The following is a 14,205-nucleotide window of genomic DNA, read 5'->3' as shown; positions in this document are numbered from 1 at the left end:
TCACCTACTGCTTCTTGATTGCAACTTGAATTGCAAAGTCGATTTGTTCTTTAAAGTTTTCAAAATCTGCTTGGCTATCAAAAATCCTCCTTGGAATGATAAAGTCAAAGCCGCCGCCTGTTAAGAGCAGGTGGTCATCGTCTGACTCATACATGTCCAAGCAGTCATAAAGGGCTATGAATTCCTCGCCATTCCTAGTGGCCTTGAGGCCGCCTTCAACCTTTTCAACCACATAAGGCATGAGGAAGCTCTCGTTATTAATGGCCCTTGACTTAAAGGCGTTTTCAATTCTCTTCCTAATCATTCTTTTGAATAATTTTGGATAGATGTAGATCCACAAGGCTGATAAAGCAGCCGCCACTCCTACATTTAACCAATTGATTGGATTTGCCAAAAGGGTTAGGAGCATAGCAATTATAGGTAGCATTGCGGTTTGCAACCACATGGACCTCTTGGTTTGTGGCTCTTTAAACATAGCCATGGTAGTAAATTTTACATAATCTTCTATTACAGGTTTAACTTCTAATCTCATATTATTTCACAACCAGGTTTACAATTTTATTTGGAACGTAAATTTCTTTTACGATTGTCTTGCCTTGAAGTTTTTCAGCTATAAAGGCATCTGTCTTTGCAATTTCTAGGGCCTCGTCCTTAGCGCAGTCGCGTTTAATCTTGACTGTGGCTTGGACCTTGCCATTAAATTGAACAGGTATTTCAATTACATTTTCAATTGTGTATTCTTCGACGTATTCTGGCCATTTTTCTTCCAAAATCATCTTGTCATTACCCATTCTTTGGTAGAGCTCTTCTGTTATATGAGGGATAACTGGATTTAATAATTGCAAGAGGACCTTGTATTCTCCTCTTGTAATGCTTTCCTTTAGATAAATCTCATTTACCAGAGTCATCAGCTGAGCAATAGCTGTATTGTATTTCATATTAAGGTAATCGTAGGTGACCTTCTTGATGGATTGGTGGAAAATTGTCCGCATGTATTCACGAATGTCTCCATCTATCATCATGTTTTCAAGTCTGATTACGCGTTCAATAAATTTTCTAAGATTTTTTGGGCCATCTTTTGACCAAGCGGCTACTTGTTCATAGTCGCCCATAAACATTTCGTAAAGTCTGAGGGCGTCAGCGCCAAATTTTTCTACATATTCATTTGGATTTTCAACATTGCCCCTGGACTTGCTCATCTTTTCGCCGTTGTCGCCAAGGATCATCCCGTGACTGGTCCTTCTTTGATAAGGTTCTTCAGTTGGCACAACGCCAATATCATAGAGGAACTTGTGCCAGAATCTGGAGTAGAGTAAGTGGAGGGTTGTGTGTTCCATACCTCCATTGTACCAGTCAACAGGCAACCAATATTTTAGCTTGTCCATATCGGCCAGTGCCTTGTCGTTGTGTGGGTCAATATATCTTAGATAATACCAAGATGAACCCGCCCAGTTTGGCATGGTATCTGTCTCGCGCTTAGCGGCTTTTCCGTGCCAAGTGGTGTTTACAAAGCTATCTATATCTGCAAGAGGGCTTTCGCCTTCATCGTTTGGCTCGTAGTTTTGAACTTCAGGAAGAGTAAGTGGTAGGTCACTATCATCGATTGCTTCCCACTTGCCGTCCACATTTACAACAGGGATTGGCTCGCCCCAATATCTTTGACGGCTAAAGACCCAGTCCCTTAATTTAAAGTTGGTCTTTCTTTCGCCAATGCCTTCGCCTTCAATCTTTTTAATAATGGCTTCTTTGGCTTCATCTGAAGTGAGGCCTGTAAATTCGCCTGAGTTAATGAGTTTTGAAACGCCAGACTCAATGTAAGGACCTTCTTCTATATCTCCGCCTTCGATAACTGGAATTATTTCCACGCCAAACTTTTTGGCGAAGTCGTAGTCCCTGGTATCGTGAGCAGGCACTGACATAATGGCACCTGTGCCGTAAGTCATAAGGACATAGTCGGCAACAAAAATTGAAATTTCCTTGCCAGTAAATGGATTAATGGCCTTGACCCCATCGATTAAAACGCCGGTCTTATCTTTGTTGAGCTCTGCCCTTTCAAAGTCTGACTTGCGTTTAGCATCAGCTTGGTAGGCTTTGATTTCATCCATGTTTTTGATATCTTTATTATCATTCAAGAAACCATGTTCAGGACTGATAACCATAAAGGTCGCCCCAAAAATAGTGTCCGGTCTGGTTGTATAAACTCTTAAAACTTCATTATTTGTAGTTTTAAAATCAATTTCAGCCCCGTAAGATCTGCCAATCCAATTTTTTTGTTGGGATTTTACCCGGTCAGGAAAATCTACTGTGTCCAAACCGTCGACAAGTCTGTCTGCGTATTTGGTAATAGCCAACATCCATTGGTTTTTGTCCCTGTGTTCAACTGGGTGGCCGCATCTTTCGCAGCAACCATCTACAACTTCTTCATTTGCAAGCCCTATTTTACAATCTGGGCACCAGTTAATGGTCATGCCTTTTTTGTAAGCCAAATCATTTTCAAACATGCGTTTAAAGATCCATTGGGTCCACTTGTAATAATCTGGCTCGCAGGTGGTTACTTGCCTGTCCCAGCAAAAACTAATGCCAAGACTCTTTAATTGCTTGGTAAAGTTTGCAATATTTTTCTTGGAAACTTCCTTTGGGTCCACGTGGTGCTTGATGGCGTAGCGTTCGGTCGGCAGACCAAAAGCGTCAAAGCCAATTGGGAAAAGCACATTGTAACCCTGCATACGCTTAACCCTTGCAACTATGTCAAGGGCTGTATATGACCTTGGATGGCCAACGTGGAGGCCTTCTCCTGATGGATAAGGAAATTCTATTAAAATATAATATTTTGGTTTTGAAAAATCATCTGAAGGTTCAAAAACTTTTTTCTCATCCCAAATATCTTGCCATTTCTTTTCTATCTCTAAATGATTGTATTCCATTTTTATCTCCTAAAATTCACAAACGCCAACTGTTCTTGGGAATGGTAGGACGTCTCTGATATTGTCAACGCCTGTCATATACATGACCATTCTCTCAAAGCCAAGTCCATATCCGCTGTGGACTGTTGTTCCGTATTTTCTAAGTTCCAAATACCAGTAGTAATCGTCTGGGCAGAGGTTAAAGTCTTTCATCTTTTGCTCTAGGACTTCAAAGTTTTCTTCCCTTTGGCTGCCGCCAATGATTTCTCCGATGCCTGGAACAAGCAAGTCACAAGCTGCAACAGTCTTTTTGTCTTCGTTTAACTTCATGTAGAAGGCCTTGATTTCCTTTGGATAGTCGGTTAAAAATACTGGGCCGTCAAATACATCTTCAGCCAAATATCTTTCGTGTTCACGGCCAAGATCGTCGCCCCATTCTGGATAGGCTTCGAATTCTACGCCGGATTTTTGCAGGATATCAATAGCTTCTGTATAGGTAACTCTTTTGAATTCTGAGTTTACAATCTTGTTTAGCTTGTCAAGTAAACCCTTTTCAACAAATTGGTCAAAAAAGGCCATTTCCTCTGGGCACTTGTCAAGTGTGTATTTAATAATGTACTTCATCATGGCTTCGGCCACATCCATGTTGCCCGAAAGGTCACAGAAGGCCATTTCAGGTTCAATCATCCAAAACTCTGCTGCGTGAGCTCTTGTGTTTGAATGGTCAGCCCTAAAGGTCGGTCCAAAAGTATAAATATTTCTAAAAGCATGGGCCATACATTCGCCTTCGAGTTGGCCAGTTACCGCCAAGTTTACTCCCTTGTTAAAGAAGTCTTTGGAAAAATCCACCTTGCCCTCGTCAGTCTTTGGTAAATTATTTAAATCCATGCTTGTTACGTGGAAGATTTCGCCTGCGCCCTCTCCATCAAATGATGAAATAATTGGTGTGTGTGCATAAACGAAGCCACGTTCTTGGAAGAATTGGTGGATGGCAAAAGATAATACGCTCCTAACCCTGAATACTGCCTTATATAGATTTGCCCTTGGTCTTAGGTGGGCAATGGTCCTCATGTATTCTTTGGAGTGGCGTTTCTTTTGCAGTGGATAGTCTGGGTCGCTTTCTCCAAGGACTGTAATTTCTTTAGCCGCAATTTCAAATGGCTGTTTCATCTCAGGAGTTAACTTCACTAAACCGCGTACGCTAATGCTGGCGCTTAAGGATTGCCTTTTGATTTCATCATAATTTGAAAGATCAGCATCCACAACTACTTGAACGTTTCTAAAATCCGTTCCATCACTGAGCTCAATAAACATAATATTTTTTGAATCGCGAAGGTTTCTAATCCAACCCTCCACAACTACTTCTTTGCCATCGTACTCTTTAAAATCATTTAACAATATTCTTAGTTCCATAAGTCCTCCTATTTTTTATCCTTATCCAAGTCGTAGACAATAATCTCCCTTGGCTTTATCATACCTTGCTTGCGAGCTGCCTTTTCTATAAACTCATAAGTATTTGAATTTTCCAAATCGTAATTAAGCGACTTGAGTTTGTCATTTAATTCCATAGACCTTTGATCCAACTCACGCTCTACCACTCTTAATTTATTGATTTCGCTGCGAACCTTAAAGTGATTTAGACCTGCAAAGAGCAGGACCAAAACCAAAATCCCTGTAAACACAGCGTTTGCCATTTTTTTAACCTTCATTTCGACCTCACATATCCAGATTCCTTGTCCAAGCCAACAACTTCAAATTCCATAAGCTGCCTTGGCGTCTGAAAACTTATAACGTCTCCAACCTTTACCTCTGTTCCTGGCTTTGGCTCCAGGCCATTTAACTTGATGGCCCCATTTAAGATAGCCTCCTTGGAAACAGTCCGTCTCTTTATAATTCTCGATTCTTTTAAAAATTTATCTAGTCTCATAATCAATCAGTAGGGCGCACATGTCGTCAAATTTGTCATCTCCGCTAAATTCATAAACCTCTTCTTCAAGGGCCTTTAGAATATTAGCTGGATTTTTTTGAAATAAGTCCCTAACTCTCTCCTCTCCGAATTCTTCTCCATTTATATCCCTGCACTCGGTGATTCCGTCCGTAATAAGTAGGATCTTGTCACCTGGCTTAAATTCTGCAATCTTTTCATCGTAGTTGACTTCGTCAAAATAATTTGTAACTGGCTTACCGGTGATAGAAATTATTTCCACACCCCCGTCCCTGTACAAAAACATAGGGCAATTGTGGCCAGCATTTGAATATGAAACCGTGTTTTCATCTGTGTCAATAAGTATGTGAAACATGGTCAAGTAGTGGTTTATATCCAGCCTGAGATTTAAAAACCTCCTGTGAAGTTCCTTAAGATCGTGGGCTGAGGAATAAAAGTTTTCCATATTCCGCATGGTCTCACGGACAAAAACCGTAATCATAGCTGCAGGAACCCCGTGACCGCTCACGTCGCAAATGTAAGCTGAGACCTTGTTCTTACCAGTAGCTATTACGTCAAAGATATCTCCGCTTAGCTGCTCACAAGGATTGTATAGATAATCCACCTTCAAATGTCCAAATTGACTTTGCTTAGGCAGGATCGACTCTTGAATGGTCTTGGTAAATTCCAGATCCCTCTTCATCATCTCGTTTGTCATAGACATCTTGCGTTCCATATGCTTGCGATCGGTTTCGTCCCTATAAATATCTACTATGGCATAAATCGTTCCCTCGTCATCTGTAATTGGCGATGACAATTTGTTGTAGTGCCTACCTTCAAAAAATACGTCTGACCTGGGCAGGTCTTCTCCCTTAAAATCCTCTTCGACCAGCTCTTCTCTAAAGAGTCCGGCTGCAGTTGAATTTAAAAGCGTGCCTATCCTCATGCCCTGAGGATTAAAACCCAATTTATTTCTAAGGGGCTTGTTGGCATACAAAACCACGCCCGATATGCTAGTGATTTTAATCCAGTCGGGGATAAGATCCAATATTTCTACATTGTTTTCCAAATTAATTAAGTTAAACATGGTCCTCCCTCGGCGGCCTTGGGCCTAGCATTGTATAAAAATAGGTCTTGATTTTGCCGTTGTATAATTTTCTATTCTTGTTTATCTCTCTATTTATAACATCTTTAATGTCGTAATCTGTAATCATATAAATCGACCAAGTAGGAATGCTCTCTATAAATGAATTAAAATTCTCATAAGTCCTATCCAAGGTCTCGTCTGAGAGTCTGATCCCGTAAGGCGGGTTGGTAATAATAACTCCGTATTCACCCAGGTCCTCGATCTTTCTAACTTCTTTTGTAAAGAAAAATATATCGTCCAGCTTGAGGCTTGCAGCGTTTTCGCGTGCGGTCATAATCATATTGCGGTCGTAATCGCTTCCCTTAATATTAATCTGGCGGTCCTGATTTATATTTGAAAAAGCCTGATCTCTGATAGCTTTAAAATCAACCTCATTCATAAAAGAAAAGTGCTCACAGTCAAATCTTCTTAAAATCCCTGATGGAATATTTTTTGCAATCATTGCCGCTTCAATTGGAATAGTCCCCGAACCCGTAAAGGGATCCAAAAGTTCCCTGTCGGGATTCCAAACAGATAATTGAATCATAGCAGAGGCCAGGGTTTCTTTGATAGGCGCTGCCCCTTGTTTTTTTCTGTAGCCACGCTTGTGGAGGCCAGGACCTGATGTGTTTAAGTACAAAGTCGCCTGGTCATTTAGCATGGAGATCTCAAAGGAATAAATCTTACCAGTTTTTTCATAGTAAGATTTATTGTAAGACAGATTTAGCTTGTCGATAATAGCCCGCTCTGTCACCCTTTGACAATCGGAGATAGAGAATAATTTTGACTTGTATGACCTGCCGTTTATTATAAAGTTGGCGTCCTCCTCCAAAAGATCGGCCCATGGAAACGCAAAAATCCCTTGATAGAGATCTTCAAAGGTCAGGGCTTCAAATTCAATTAGATTTACGAAAACTCTTTCGGCAGTCCTTAAAAAAAGATTGGCCCTAAAAATATCCTCAGCCTGGCCAAAAAACTCAACTCGGCCGTCTGTTGTAGATTTTATTTTTAAACCCAAATCTGTAATTTCTCTTTTTAAAACTGCCTCCACACCAAAGTGACAGGTAGCAGTAAGGGTATATTCCATATCTCCTCCTATATATATGAACATTATAACACGTTTTATAAATAAAAAAAAGGTCGCAAGCTCATTTGCGACCTTAAATAATTATTTAATTTATCTTAGAATCTTTCAGCAACCTTATCCCAGTTTACAATCTTCCAGAATTCGCTTAGGTAAGCTGCACGTTTGTTCTTATAGTCAAGATAGTATGCGTGTTCCCAAACGTCGTTTGCTAGAAGTGGTGTTAAGCCTTGAGAAATTGGTGAATCTTGGTTAGCAGTCTTTACGATTTTAACTGCATCGCCATCTTTTACCAGCCATGCCCAGCCACTACCAAATTGTGATTTGCCAGCGTTTTCAAATTCTTCTTTGAATTTTTCGAATGAACCGAATGCCTTGTCGATAGCTTCTTTTAGAGCTCCTGTTGGTTCATTTGCTCCGCCAGGAATTAATTGTTCCCAGTATAGGTTGTGGTTGTAAACGCCACCACCGTTGTTGATGATAGCTTGTTTTTTGTCTGCTGGAGCTTTGTCTAAATTCTTTAGAATTTCTTCAACACACATATCAGCAAGGTCTGTACCTTCGATAAGTTTGTTTAGCTTATCAACATATGATTGGTGGTGTTTGTCGTGGTGAGTTTCAACAGTTTCTCTTCCGATAACTGGTTCTAGTGCTTCGTATGAATATGGTAATTTGATTAATTCGATCATAATTTCCTCCTTGAGATCTTTATTATCTAATAATGTCTGTTTTCCTTACGCTTAATATCTACCCCTTTGGATAAAATTATAAACACCTTTTAAGAATAATTTACAAAACTACAAATAAAGCTCTCTTTCTTCCGAAAAAATATGATCGCCAGTATAGACAATGGCCTTGCCCTGGCTGTGGTCTTTGATAAAACGAATAGCCAAGTCCTTGGTCTTTGGGTCAAGGCCCAAAAGCGGCTCGTCCAAAAAAACTATGTCCGCATCCTTTAACATGGCGCGGATAATAGAAGCCCTGGACCTCATGCCCGTCGATAATTCGCTGGCTTTTTTGTCCTTGCCGTCAACCATATTTAAAAATTCCAAGGCACTTTTTATCTCTTCTTTAGTTTTTCCTGTGAAAATTTTAATTTCATTTAAAATCGAAATCCCACCCATAAAAACTCTCTCGGGATAAGTGGCCGCCATAGAGGAAAAATTATTTTGAGTTTCACCCTCAAAGTCCTGGTCAACCCCCATAAGGATCCTCATAATAGTGGTCTTGCCAATGCCCGACTCGCCTATTATATGAAAAATTTCACCATTTTTTATTTCGATTTGTAAGCCCTTTAATATTGACTTGCCATCAAAGGATTTTTCTTTTAAGTTTAATTTAAGCATATTTTTCACCGTAGATTTTGTATAAATATTTAGTCAGGCTTTCAAAAATAAAAGACAAGATAATTATAATAAAAGTTACAGCCAAGAGATCTGCCATCTCAAAAGAAAGCTTGGCCATATAAAGCAGGTCGCCCAAGCCCCCTGCCGCTCCAGCAATTACCTCTGCTGTCGCCCCAGCCTTAAAGGCCAGGCCAAAGGCAATTGTAAGGGCAAATAAAATCGAATTTATAATTGCGGGCAGCTCGATGTATTTAAAAATTTTTCCCGCTTTTAAATCAAAGATTTCCGCCAGCTCCAATTTTTCTTTTGGAATTGACTTTAGCCCATTTAAAACATTTTCATAGACTATCGGAAAGCTTACAAAAAATATTACCAGGACCGACAGGGTATTTTTATTTGTAAAAAATAGGGCGATCAAAATCATGCTGACAACCGGTATGGCCCGGACAAGGCTGATTAGCGGGGCAAAATAATCCTCCAAGTCAAATTTGTAGGCCAGATAGCCAATGACGCTTGCGAAAGCGACCGAAAGACCCATGGCTAATAGGACTCTGCCGCAAGTTATCCCTATGGCTAATAATATCCTCCCATCAGCAAAAAACTCAATCACTCTTTTGATTAGGCTAGCAAAAGACGGGAAAAAAACCTGATCGTCAATTATCGCTGCCAAAACAATCCAGAAAATTATTAAAAATCCACCGCCTATTAGTCTTTTTTTGTTCTTAGTCATAGGTCGGAATTTTTCCACCGATTAAATCTGGATTTTCTTCTAAGATCATTTGGAAAAAATTATCCAAAAGATCTTTTAATTCTTTGTCTCTATGAGAAGAAAATTTTATCCTGGTCAAGGCATCAGCGGCAATTTTTTCAGGAACTATATCCATCTTGCCAATAATTTCTGCGTAGAAATCTGGATCTGCCTTAATGTTTTCTATTGTATCTTGGTAGCTTTCAATAAATTTTTCTATTTTGTCAGTTTTTTCTGCATATTTATCCTCTGTGCAAACAATAACAGATGTTACAATTTCAGGCAAATTCTTTTCCGCCCAAAAACTTTCTATGTCTTTTGCTATCATTAGGCCTTGGACTTTTTGCATAAGAGCAGAGGCAAAGGGCTGGGGCAAGAGCAAGAATGCGTCCTTGTTTTGCTTGATAATAGGTCCAGCCTCGGTTGGACTGTCCAGATAAATTACATTTAAATCTTCAGGGCTTAGGCCGGAAGATTTTAAAAGCTGATTAAAAATAATTTCAGGCACTGCCCCCCTGCCACTAAGGGCAAGAGTTTTTCCCTTTAAATCTGCCAGGTCATCCAGCTTCGAAAAGCCAATTAGACTCAGGACATTTCCAGTATTAGAAGACAGGACTTTTAAATCCATGCCGGTATTTTTTAACTTGGCAAATAAATTTGAAGGGATTAAATAAATATCTCCCTCGCCTTTTTTGAGAGCTGCCAATTGGTCCTCAATAGAACTTGTGATATTTAACTGGTAGTCTGTGTTCTCATAAAAACCTGCCAAGCTCATGGCCGTTGGCCCCTTCATGGCAAAGAGCTTCAGAGGATCTGCATCCCTTTGCTCTTGGGCCTCTTGTTTTTCTTGGTTCTCAGTCTTTACACTTTCATCAGTATTGACATTATCGTCCACCTTAAGTCTACAGGCCAGGCAGGTAAATAAAGTTGCTATAACAAGCAAGCAAATAAAAAATCTTTTTCTCATTGTAAATCCTCCTAAAGAATTTATTTTATAGGATAATTATAGACCATGGCATGAAAAAAATCAAAATCAAATCTTTTCTTAATATATTTATATGAAGGTAAAAGTTTTTAATGATTGTGTGTTTTACCTTGACAAAGTGTGTGACTAATTATATAATGTGATTAGGATTACATTTTGAAAGGAGATTTAAATGAGTTTTTGTATGAAAAAAGATAAGGACAAGTTTGTTGAATTCGATAAGTTTGTCCAAGACCACAAGGATACTCCTGGTGCTATAATGCCAGTCCTCCAAGAGGCACAAAGAATTTTCGGCTACATACCAGAAGAAATCGTTGACTATATGGCCCTTGAACTTGAAAAACCTTCCAGCGAAATTTACGGGGTGGCAAGTTTTTACTCACAATTTACCTTTGAACCTAAGGGCAAACATGAAATTTGCGTTTGCATGGGCACAGCCTGTTATGTAAAGGGTGCTGACAAGCTCCTAGATGAATTTTGCAAGACCCTCAATGTAAAAGCTGGATCTACAACTGCTGATGGGCTTTTCTCGATTATAGAAACCAGATGTGTTGGCGAATGCGGTGACGCTCCTGTCGTTACAGTAGACGGCACAAACATTCCATTTGTAGACACCAACAAGGTTCACCAAATACTATTTGATGCGGAGGAAGGTGCAAATGAATAAGGAAAAATTATTAAATATTAAAAATGAAACTCTTCCAAAGCTAATCGATAGACTCGATCCAGAAAAGTACATCGTCGATGGAGAAGACATTAAACTTAAAGGCGACTTTTATGAAAACCAAAAAAGAATCGTACTTAGAAACTGTCAAGTAATCGACCCTAGATCAACTGAAGAGTACATAGCTCGCGATGGATATTTCGCCCTAGAAAAATGCCTAAACGAGTTAACTAAAGAAGAAATTATTGACGAAATAAAAAAATCCAACTTGCGCGGACGCGGTGGTGCAGGTTTCCCTACAGGAAGAAAATGGGAAGCTGCTTTTGTCCAACCGGAAGGACAAAAATATATAATCTGCAACGCTGACGAAGGCGACCCAGGTGCCTTTATGGACAGGTCTGTACTGGAATACGATCCGCACAGCGTCCTTGAAGGCATGGCCATAGCAGGGCTCGCCGTTGGGGCTGACCACGGATTTATTTATGTACGTGCCGAATATCCAAAGGCAGTTGAAGCTTTGAAGTACGCAATCAAAGAAGCCGAAGAGATGAATCTCCTTGGTAAAAATATTATGGGAAGCGATTTTTCATTTACTGTTGAATTAAGACTGGGTGCTGGAGCCTTTGTTTGTGGCGAAGGTACTGCTCTGATGGAATCCATCGAAGGCAAACGCGGCATGCCTAGGAACAAAGAATTCCGCACAACTGAACGCGGACTTTGGGGCAAGCCAACCGTTATAAATAACGTAGAAACCTTTGCCAATATTGCCCAAATTATTAACAAGGGTGCAGATTGGTTTACATCAATTGGTACCAAGGATTCTCCAGGCACAAAGGTCTTTGCCCTTGTAGGTAAGATCGCTCACTCAGGCTTGGTTGAAGTTCCTATGGGTACGACCATAAATGAAATTGTTTACGACATTGGCCAAGGCATTCAAAATGGCAAAAAGGCCAAGGCCGTTCAAACTGGTGGACCATCTGGCGGATGTATACCAACAGATTTATTTGATACCGGCTGCGATTTTGAATCGCTAAAGAAAATCGGATCTATCATGGGATCTGGCGGTATGGTTGTAATGGACGAAGACGATTGTATGGTCGACGTTGCCAGGTTCTTCTTGGAATTCTCCGTAGACGAATCATGCGGCAAGTGTACACCATGCAGGATTGGCAACAAGAGACTCTTTGAACTCCTCACAGATTTAACTGAAGGCAGGGGCGACGAAGAGACCATTAAAAAACTCGAAGAGCTTTCACATATAGTTGTCGACACAAGTCTATGCGGTCTGGGCCAATCGAGTCCAAACCCGATTCTATCCACCATTAAATACTTTAAAGACGAATACTATGCTCACATTGGCGAAGATAAAACTTGTCCAGCCCACAGATGTAAGGGCCTCATGCACTACATGATTACCGACAAGTGTATTGGATGCCGCAAGTGCGCTAGATCCTGCCCTGTTTCATGTATTGCAGGCGAAGCAAGGAAGAAGCACGTAATAGACCAAGAAAAGTGCATTAAATGTGGCGAATGTATGGCTTCTTGTCCAGTTGATGCAATTGTATTCGAATAGGAGGTCAGTTAATGATAAATTTTAAAATAAATGATATTGAGCTTTCCGTTCCAAAGGGAACGACAATCCTACAAGCTGCAAATCAAATAAATGTAAAAATTCCAACTCTCTGTCACTTGGACTTGCACGATATAAAGTTTTTAAATAAACTTGCATCCTGCAGGGTTTGTGTTGTCGAAGATTTAAAATCTGGCAAAATGTTTCCCGCTTGTGCAACTCCAGTAAAAGAAGGTATGGATATTAAAACCGATTCACCTCGTGCTGTTAAATCCAGGAGGGCCATTGTAGAATTACTACTATCCGACCATCCTAATTCATGTTTAACATGTGCAAAAAACTTGGATTGTCAATTGCAATCCCTTGCCCATGATCTTGGCGTCCGCGAAATCCCATACACTGGTGAAATGCGTCAGCTGCCAATTGATAAGGACTCTTACTCAATTGTCCGCGATCCAAACAAGTGCATACTTTGCAGGCGTTGTGAAACCATGTGTAATGAAGTGCAAACAGTCGGCGCCCTGGCAGAAGTCGGCCGCGGTTTTTACACCCACGTTGGCTCGACCTTTAACAGGTCTATGTTTGAAACCACTTGTACCTTCTGCGGTCAATGCGTAAGCGTTTGCCCCACAGGAGCTCTGACTGAAGTTTCAAATGTAACAAAGGTTTGGGACGAATTAAATTCCGACAAACTGGTTGTCGTACAAACCGCTCCTGCAACCCGTGTTGCCATTGGAGAAATGTTTGGTATGGAGCCGGGCACTGTCGTTACAGGAAAAATGGTTGCAGCCCTTAAAAAACTCGGCTTTGATATGGTCTTTGATACCAACTTTGCAGCCGACCTTACCATTGTCGAAGAGGCAAACGAATTTGTAAATAGAATGAAGGCTGACAAACTTCCAATCTTAACCTCCTGCTGCCCAGGCTGGGTTAATTTCATGGAACAACAATTCTCAGACATGATTGATATTCCAAGCTCATGCAAGAGCCCACACGAAATGTTCGGGGCCGTTGCCAAATCATATTTATGCGAGAAGCTTAATGTAAAACCAGAAAATATGTGCGTAGTTTCAGTTATGCCATGCGTGGCCAAAAAATTTGAATCAGCCCGTCCTGAATTAGAAAAAAATGGTCACTCAGATGTTGATATAGTAATTACAACTCGTGAACTTGCAGCCATGATCAAAGAAGCTGGCATAGACTTTGTTGGACTCGAAGACCAAGAGTTCGACAATCCGCTCGGCGAATCCACAGGTGCAGGTGCAATCTTTGGAGCCACAGGCGGAGTTATCGAAGCGACAGTTAGGACTGCCTATGAAACCATCACTGGCCAAGAACTACAGGCACTTGAGTTTACAGCCCTCAGAGGCTTTGACGGCATCAAGGAAACCACAGTTAAAATTGGCGACCGCGACGTGAGAATTGCAGTTGCAAACGGACTTGGCAATACCAGAAAACTTTTAAACAAAGTTAGAAGCGGCGAAGAAAAATTTGACGCCATCGAAGTCATGGCCTGCCCAGGCGGATGCATTGGCGGCGGCGGACAGCCTTACCACCACGGCGACATCTCAGTTCTAAAGAGAAGGGCTGAAGGCATCTACTCAATTGACGAGGGCAAGCACTTGAGAAAATCTCACGAAAATCCACAAGTTAAAAAACTTTACGAAGACTATCTTGGGGAAGTCGGCAGCCCACTAGCCCACGAACTCCTCCACACCAGCTACGAAGCCAAACCAAAATTATAAAAAATCCTATATCAAATAATAAGCAATAAAAAGCCCCTAGCGGAAAAATCATCCACTAGGGGCATTTCTTTTTAGCAAATGAATTTTTTATTTAAAACATTCGCACACTT

14 protein-coding genes are annotated in these 14,205 nt (G+C 40.7%); 3 read left to right on the top strand and 11 right to left on the bottom strand.

Translation table 11 applies throughout. The features are described from left to right. Positions 1 to 4: 4 nt before the first annotated feature. The 11 genes from CUU59_RS01140 to CUU59_RS01090 form a co-directional block, all read right to left on the bottom strand. On the bottom strand, positions 5 to 532 hold the full coding sequence (locus tag CUU59_RS01140; protein ID WP_099950192.1) for a hypothetical protein: 528 nt from the start codon (positions 530 to 532) through the stop codon (positions 5 to 7). 1 nt (position 533) lies between these two features. After that, positions 534 to 2,924 carry a leucine--tRNA ligase gene (gene leuS / locus CUU59_RS01135; protein ID WP_099950191.1) on the bottom strand — a complete coding sequence of 797 codons (2,391 nt, stop codon included), beginning with the start codon at positions 2,922 to 2,924 and terminating at the stop codon, positions 534 to 536. A gap of 9 nt (positions 2,925 to 2,933) precedes the next feature. After that, entirely contained in the window at positions 2,934 to 4,316 is a 1,383-nt protein-coding gene (gene asnS, locus CUU59_RS01130) for an asparagine--tRNA ligase (RefSeq protein WP_099950190.1), read from the bottom strand. Between the two features lie 8 nt (positions 4,317 to 4,324). After that, positions 4,325 to 4,612, bottom strand: a complete 288-nt coding sequence (locus CUU59_RS01125) for an FtsB family cell division protein (RefSeq protein ID WP_075574037.1) — start codon at positions 4,610 to 4,612, stop codon at positions 4,325 to 4,327. Next, complete coding sequence (locus CUU59_RS01120; protein ID WP_075574850.1) at positions 4,609 to 4,830, bottom strand: S4 domain-containing protein; 222 nt, start codon at positions 4,828 to 4,830, stop codon at positions 4,609 to 4,611. The genes CUU59_RS01125 and CUU59_RS01120 overlap by 4 nt, the downstream gene beginning before the upstream one ends. After that, on the bottom strand, positions 4,817 to 5,914 hold the full coding sequence (locus tag CUU59_RS01115) for a PP2C family protein-serine/threonine phosphatase (protein ID WP_099950189.1): 1,098 nt from the start codon (positions 5,912 to 5,914) through the stop codon (positions 4,817 to 4,819). The genes CUU59_RS01120 and CUU59_RS01115 overlap by 14 nt, the downstream gene beginning before the upstream one ends. Beyond that, on the bottom strand, positions 5,907 to 7,040 hold the full coding sequence (locus CUU59_RS01110) for a THUMP domain-containing class I SAM-dependent RNA methyltransferase (RefSeq protein ID WP_169922812.1): 1,134 nt from the start codon (positions 7,038 to 7,040) through the stop codon (positions 5,907 to 5,909). The genes CUU59_RS01115 and CUU59_RS01110 overlap by 8 nt, the downstream gene beginning before the upstream one ends. Positions 7,041 to 7,135: 95 nt before the next feature. Continuing rightward, positions 7,136 to 7,729, bottom strand: a complete 594-nt coding sequence (locus CUU59_RS01105; protein ID WP_099950187.1) for a superoxide dismutase — start codon at positions 7,727 to 7,729, stop codon at positions 7,136 to 7,138. A gap of 105 nt (positions 7,730 to 7,834) precedes the next feature. Continuing rightward, a complete protein-coding gene (locus CUU59_RS01100) occupies positions 7,835 to 8,383 on the bottom strand; it encodes an ABC transporter ATP-binding protein (RefSeq protein ID WP_099950186.1) in 549 nt (182 codons plus the stop codon). Next, positions 8,376 to 9,113 (bottom strand): ABC transporter permease, encoded by a 738-nt coding sequence (locus tag CUU59_RS01095; RefSeq protein WP_099950185.1) that lies wholly within the window; start codon positions 9,111 to 9,113, stop codon positions 8,376 to 8,378. Before CUU59_RS01095 ends, CUU59_RS01100 begins: the two co-directional genes overlap by 8 nt. Further along, positions 9,106 to 10,098, bottom strand: coding sequence for an ABC transporter substrate-binding protein (locus CUU59_RS01090; RefSeq protein WP_099950184.1), 993 nt, complete (start codon positions 10,096 to 10,098; stop codon positions 9,106 to 9,108). The genes CUU59_RS01095 and CUU59_RS01090 overlap by 8 nt, the downstream gene beginning before the upstream one ends. 190 nt (positions 10,099 to 10,288) lie before the next feature. Between CUU59_RS01090 and CUU59_RS01085 the strand changes: the two genes are divergently transcribed. Genes CUU59_RS01085 through CUU59_RS01075 form a run of 3 tightly spaced genes read left to right on the top strand, consistent with a single transcriptional unit; the run spans position 10,289 to position 14,095 of the window. Next, positions 10,289 to 10,783, top strand: coding sequence for an NADH-quinone oxidoreductase subunit NuoE family protein (locus CUU59_RS01085; RefSeq protein ID WP_099950183.1), 495 nt, complete (start codon positions 10,289 to 10,291; stop codon positions 10,781 to 10,783). Beyond that, positions 10,776 to 12,353 carry an NADH-ubiquinone oxidoreductase-F iron-sulfur binding region domain-containing protein gene (locus CUU59_RS01080; RefSeq protein ID WP_099950182.1) on the top strand — a complete coding sequence of 526 codons (1,578 nt, stop codon included), beginning with the start codon at positions 10,776 to 10,778 and terminating at the stop codon, positions 12,351 to 12,353. Before CUU59_RS01085 ends, CUU59_RS01080 begins: the two co-directional genes overlap by 8 nt. 11 nt (positions 12,354 to 12,364) lie before the next feature. Then, a complete protein-coding gene (locus tag CUU59_RS01075) occupies positions 12,365 to 14,095 on the top strand; it encodes an NADH-dependent [FeFe] hydrogenase, group A6 (RefSeq protein WP_099950181.1) in 1,731 nt (576 codons plus the stop codon). Positions 14,096 to 14,205: the final 110 nt, after the last annotated feature.

It is taken from the genome of Ezakiella peruensis, from assembly GCF_900215725.1.
GTDB lineage: Bacteria > Bacillota > Clostridia > Tissierellales > Peptoniphilaceae > Ezakiella > Ezakiella peruensis.
The sequence above is the reverse complement of the archived record's forward strand: the minus strand, read 5'-3'. Positions and strand labels throughout refer to the sequence as shown.

Excerpts from the sequence above, each read along its gene's own strand:
- CUU59_RS01140 (WP_099950192.1), bottom strand. The coding sequence starts at position 532 with ATGAGATTAGAAGTTAAACCTGTAATAGAAGATTATGTAAAATTTACT.
- leuS (WP_099950191.1), bottom strand. The coding sequence starts at position 2,924 with ATGGAATACAATCATTTAGAGATAGAAAAGAAATGGCAAGATATTTGG.
- asnS (WP_099950190.1), bottom strand. The coding sequence starts at position 4,316 with ATGGAACTAAGAATATTGTTAAATGATTTTAAAGAGTACGATGGCAAA.
- CUU59_RS01125 (WP_075574037.1), bottom strand. The coding sequence starts at position 4,612 with ATGAAGGTTAAAAAAATGGCAAACGCTGTGTTTACAGGGATTTTGGTT.
- CUU59_RS01120 (WP_075574850.1), bottom strand. The coding sequence starts at position 4,830 with ATGAGACTAGATAAATTTTTAAAAGAATCGAGAATTATAAAGAGACGG.
- CUU59_RS01115 (WP_099950189.1), bottom strand. The coding sequence starts at position 5,914 with ATGTTTAACTTAATTAATTTGGAAAACAATGTAGAAATATTGGATCTT.
- CUU59_RS01110 (WP_169922812.1), bottom strand. The coding sequence starts at position 7,040 with ATGGAATATACCCTTACTGCTACCTGTCACTTTGGTGTGGAGGCAGTT.
- CUU59_RS01100 (WP_099950186.1), bottom strand. The coding sequence starts at position 8,383 with ATGCTTAAATTAAACTTAAAAGAAAAATCCTTTGATGGCAAGTCAATA.
- CUU59_RS01095 (WP_099950185.1), bottom strand. The coding sequence starts at position 9,113 with ATGACTAAGAACAAAAAAAGACTAATAGGCGGTGGATTTTTAATAATT.
- CUU59_RS01090 (WP_099950184.1), bottom strand. The coding sequence starts at position 10,098 with ATGAGAAAAAGATTTTTTATTTGCTTGCTTGTTATAGCAACTTTATTT.
- CUU59_RS01085 (WP_099950183.1), top strand. The coding sequence starts at position 10,289 with ATGAGTTTTTGTATGAAAAAAGATAAGGACAAGTTTGTTGAATTCGAT.
- CUU59_RS01080 (WP_099950182.1), top strand. The coding sequence starts at position 10,776 with ATGAATAAGGAAAAATTATTAAATATTAAAAATGAAACTCTTCCAAAG.
- CUU59_RS01075 (WP_099950181.1), top strand. The coding sequence starts at position 12,365 with ATGATAAATTTTAAAATAAATGATATTGAGCTTTCCGTTCCAAAGGGA.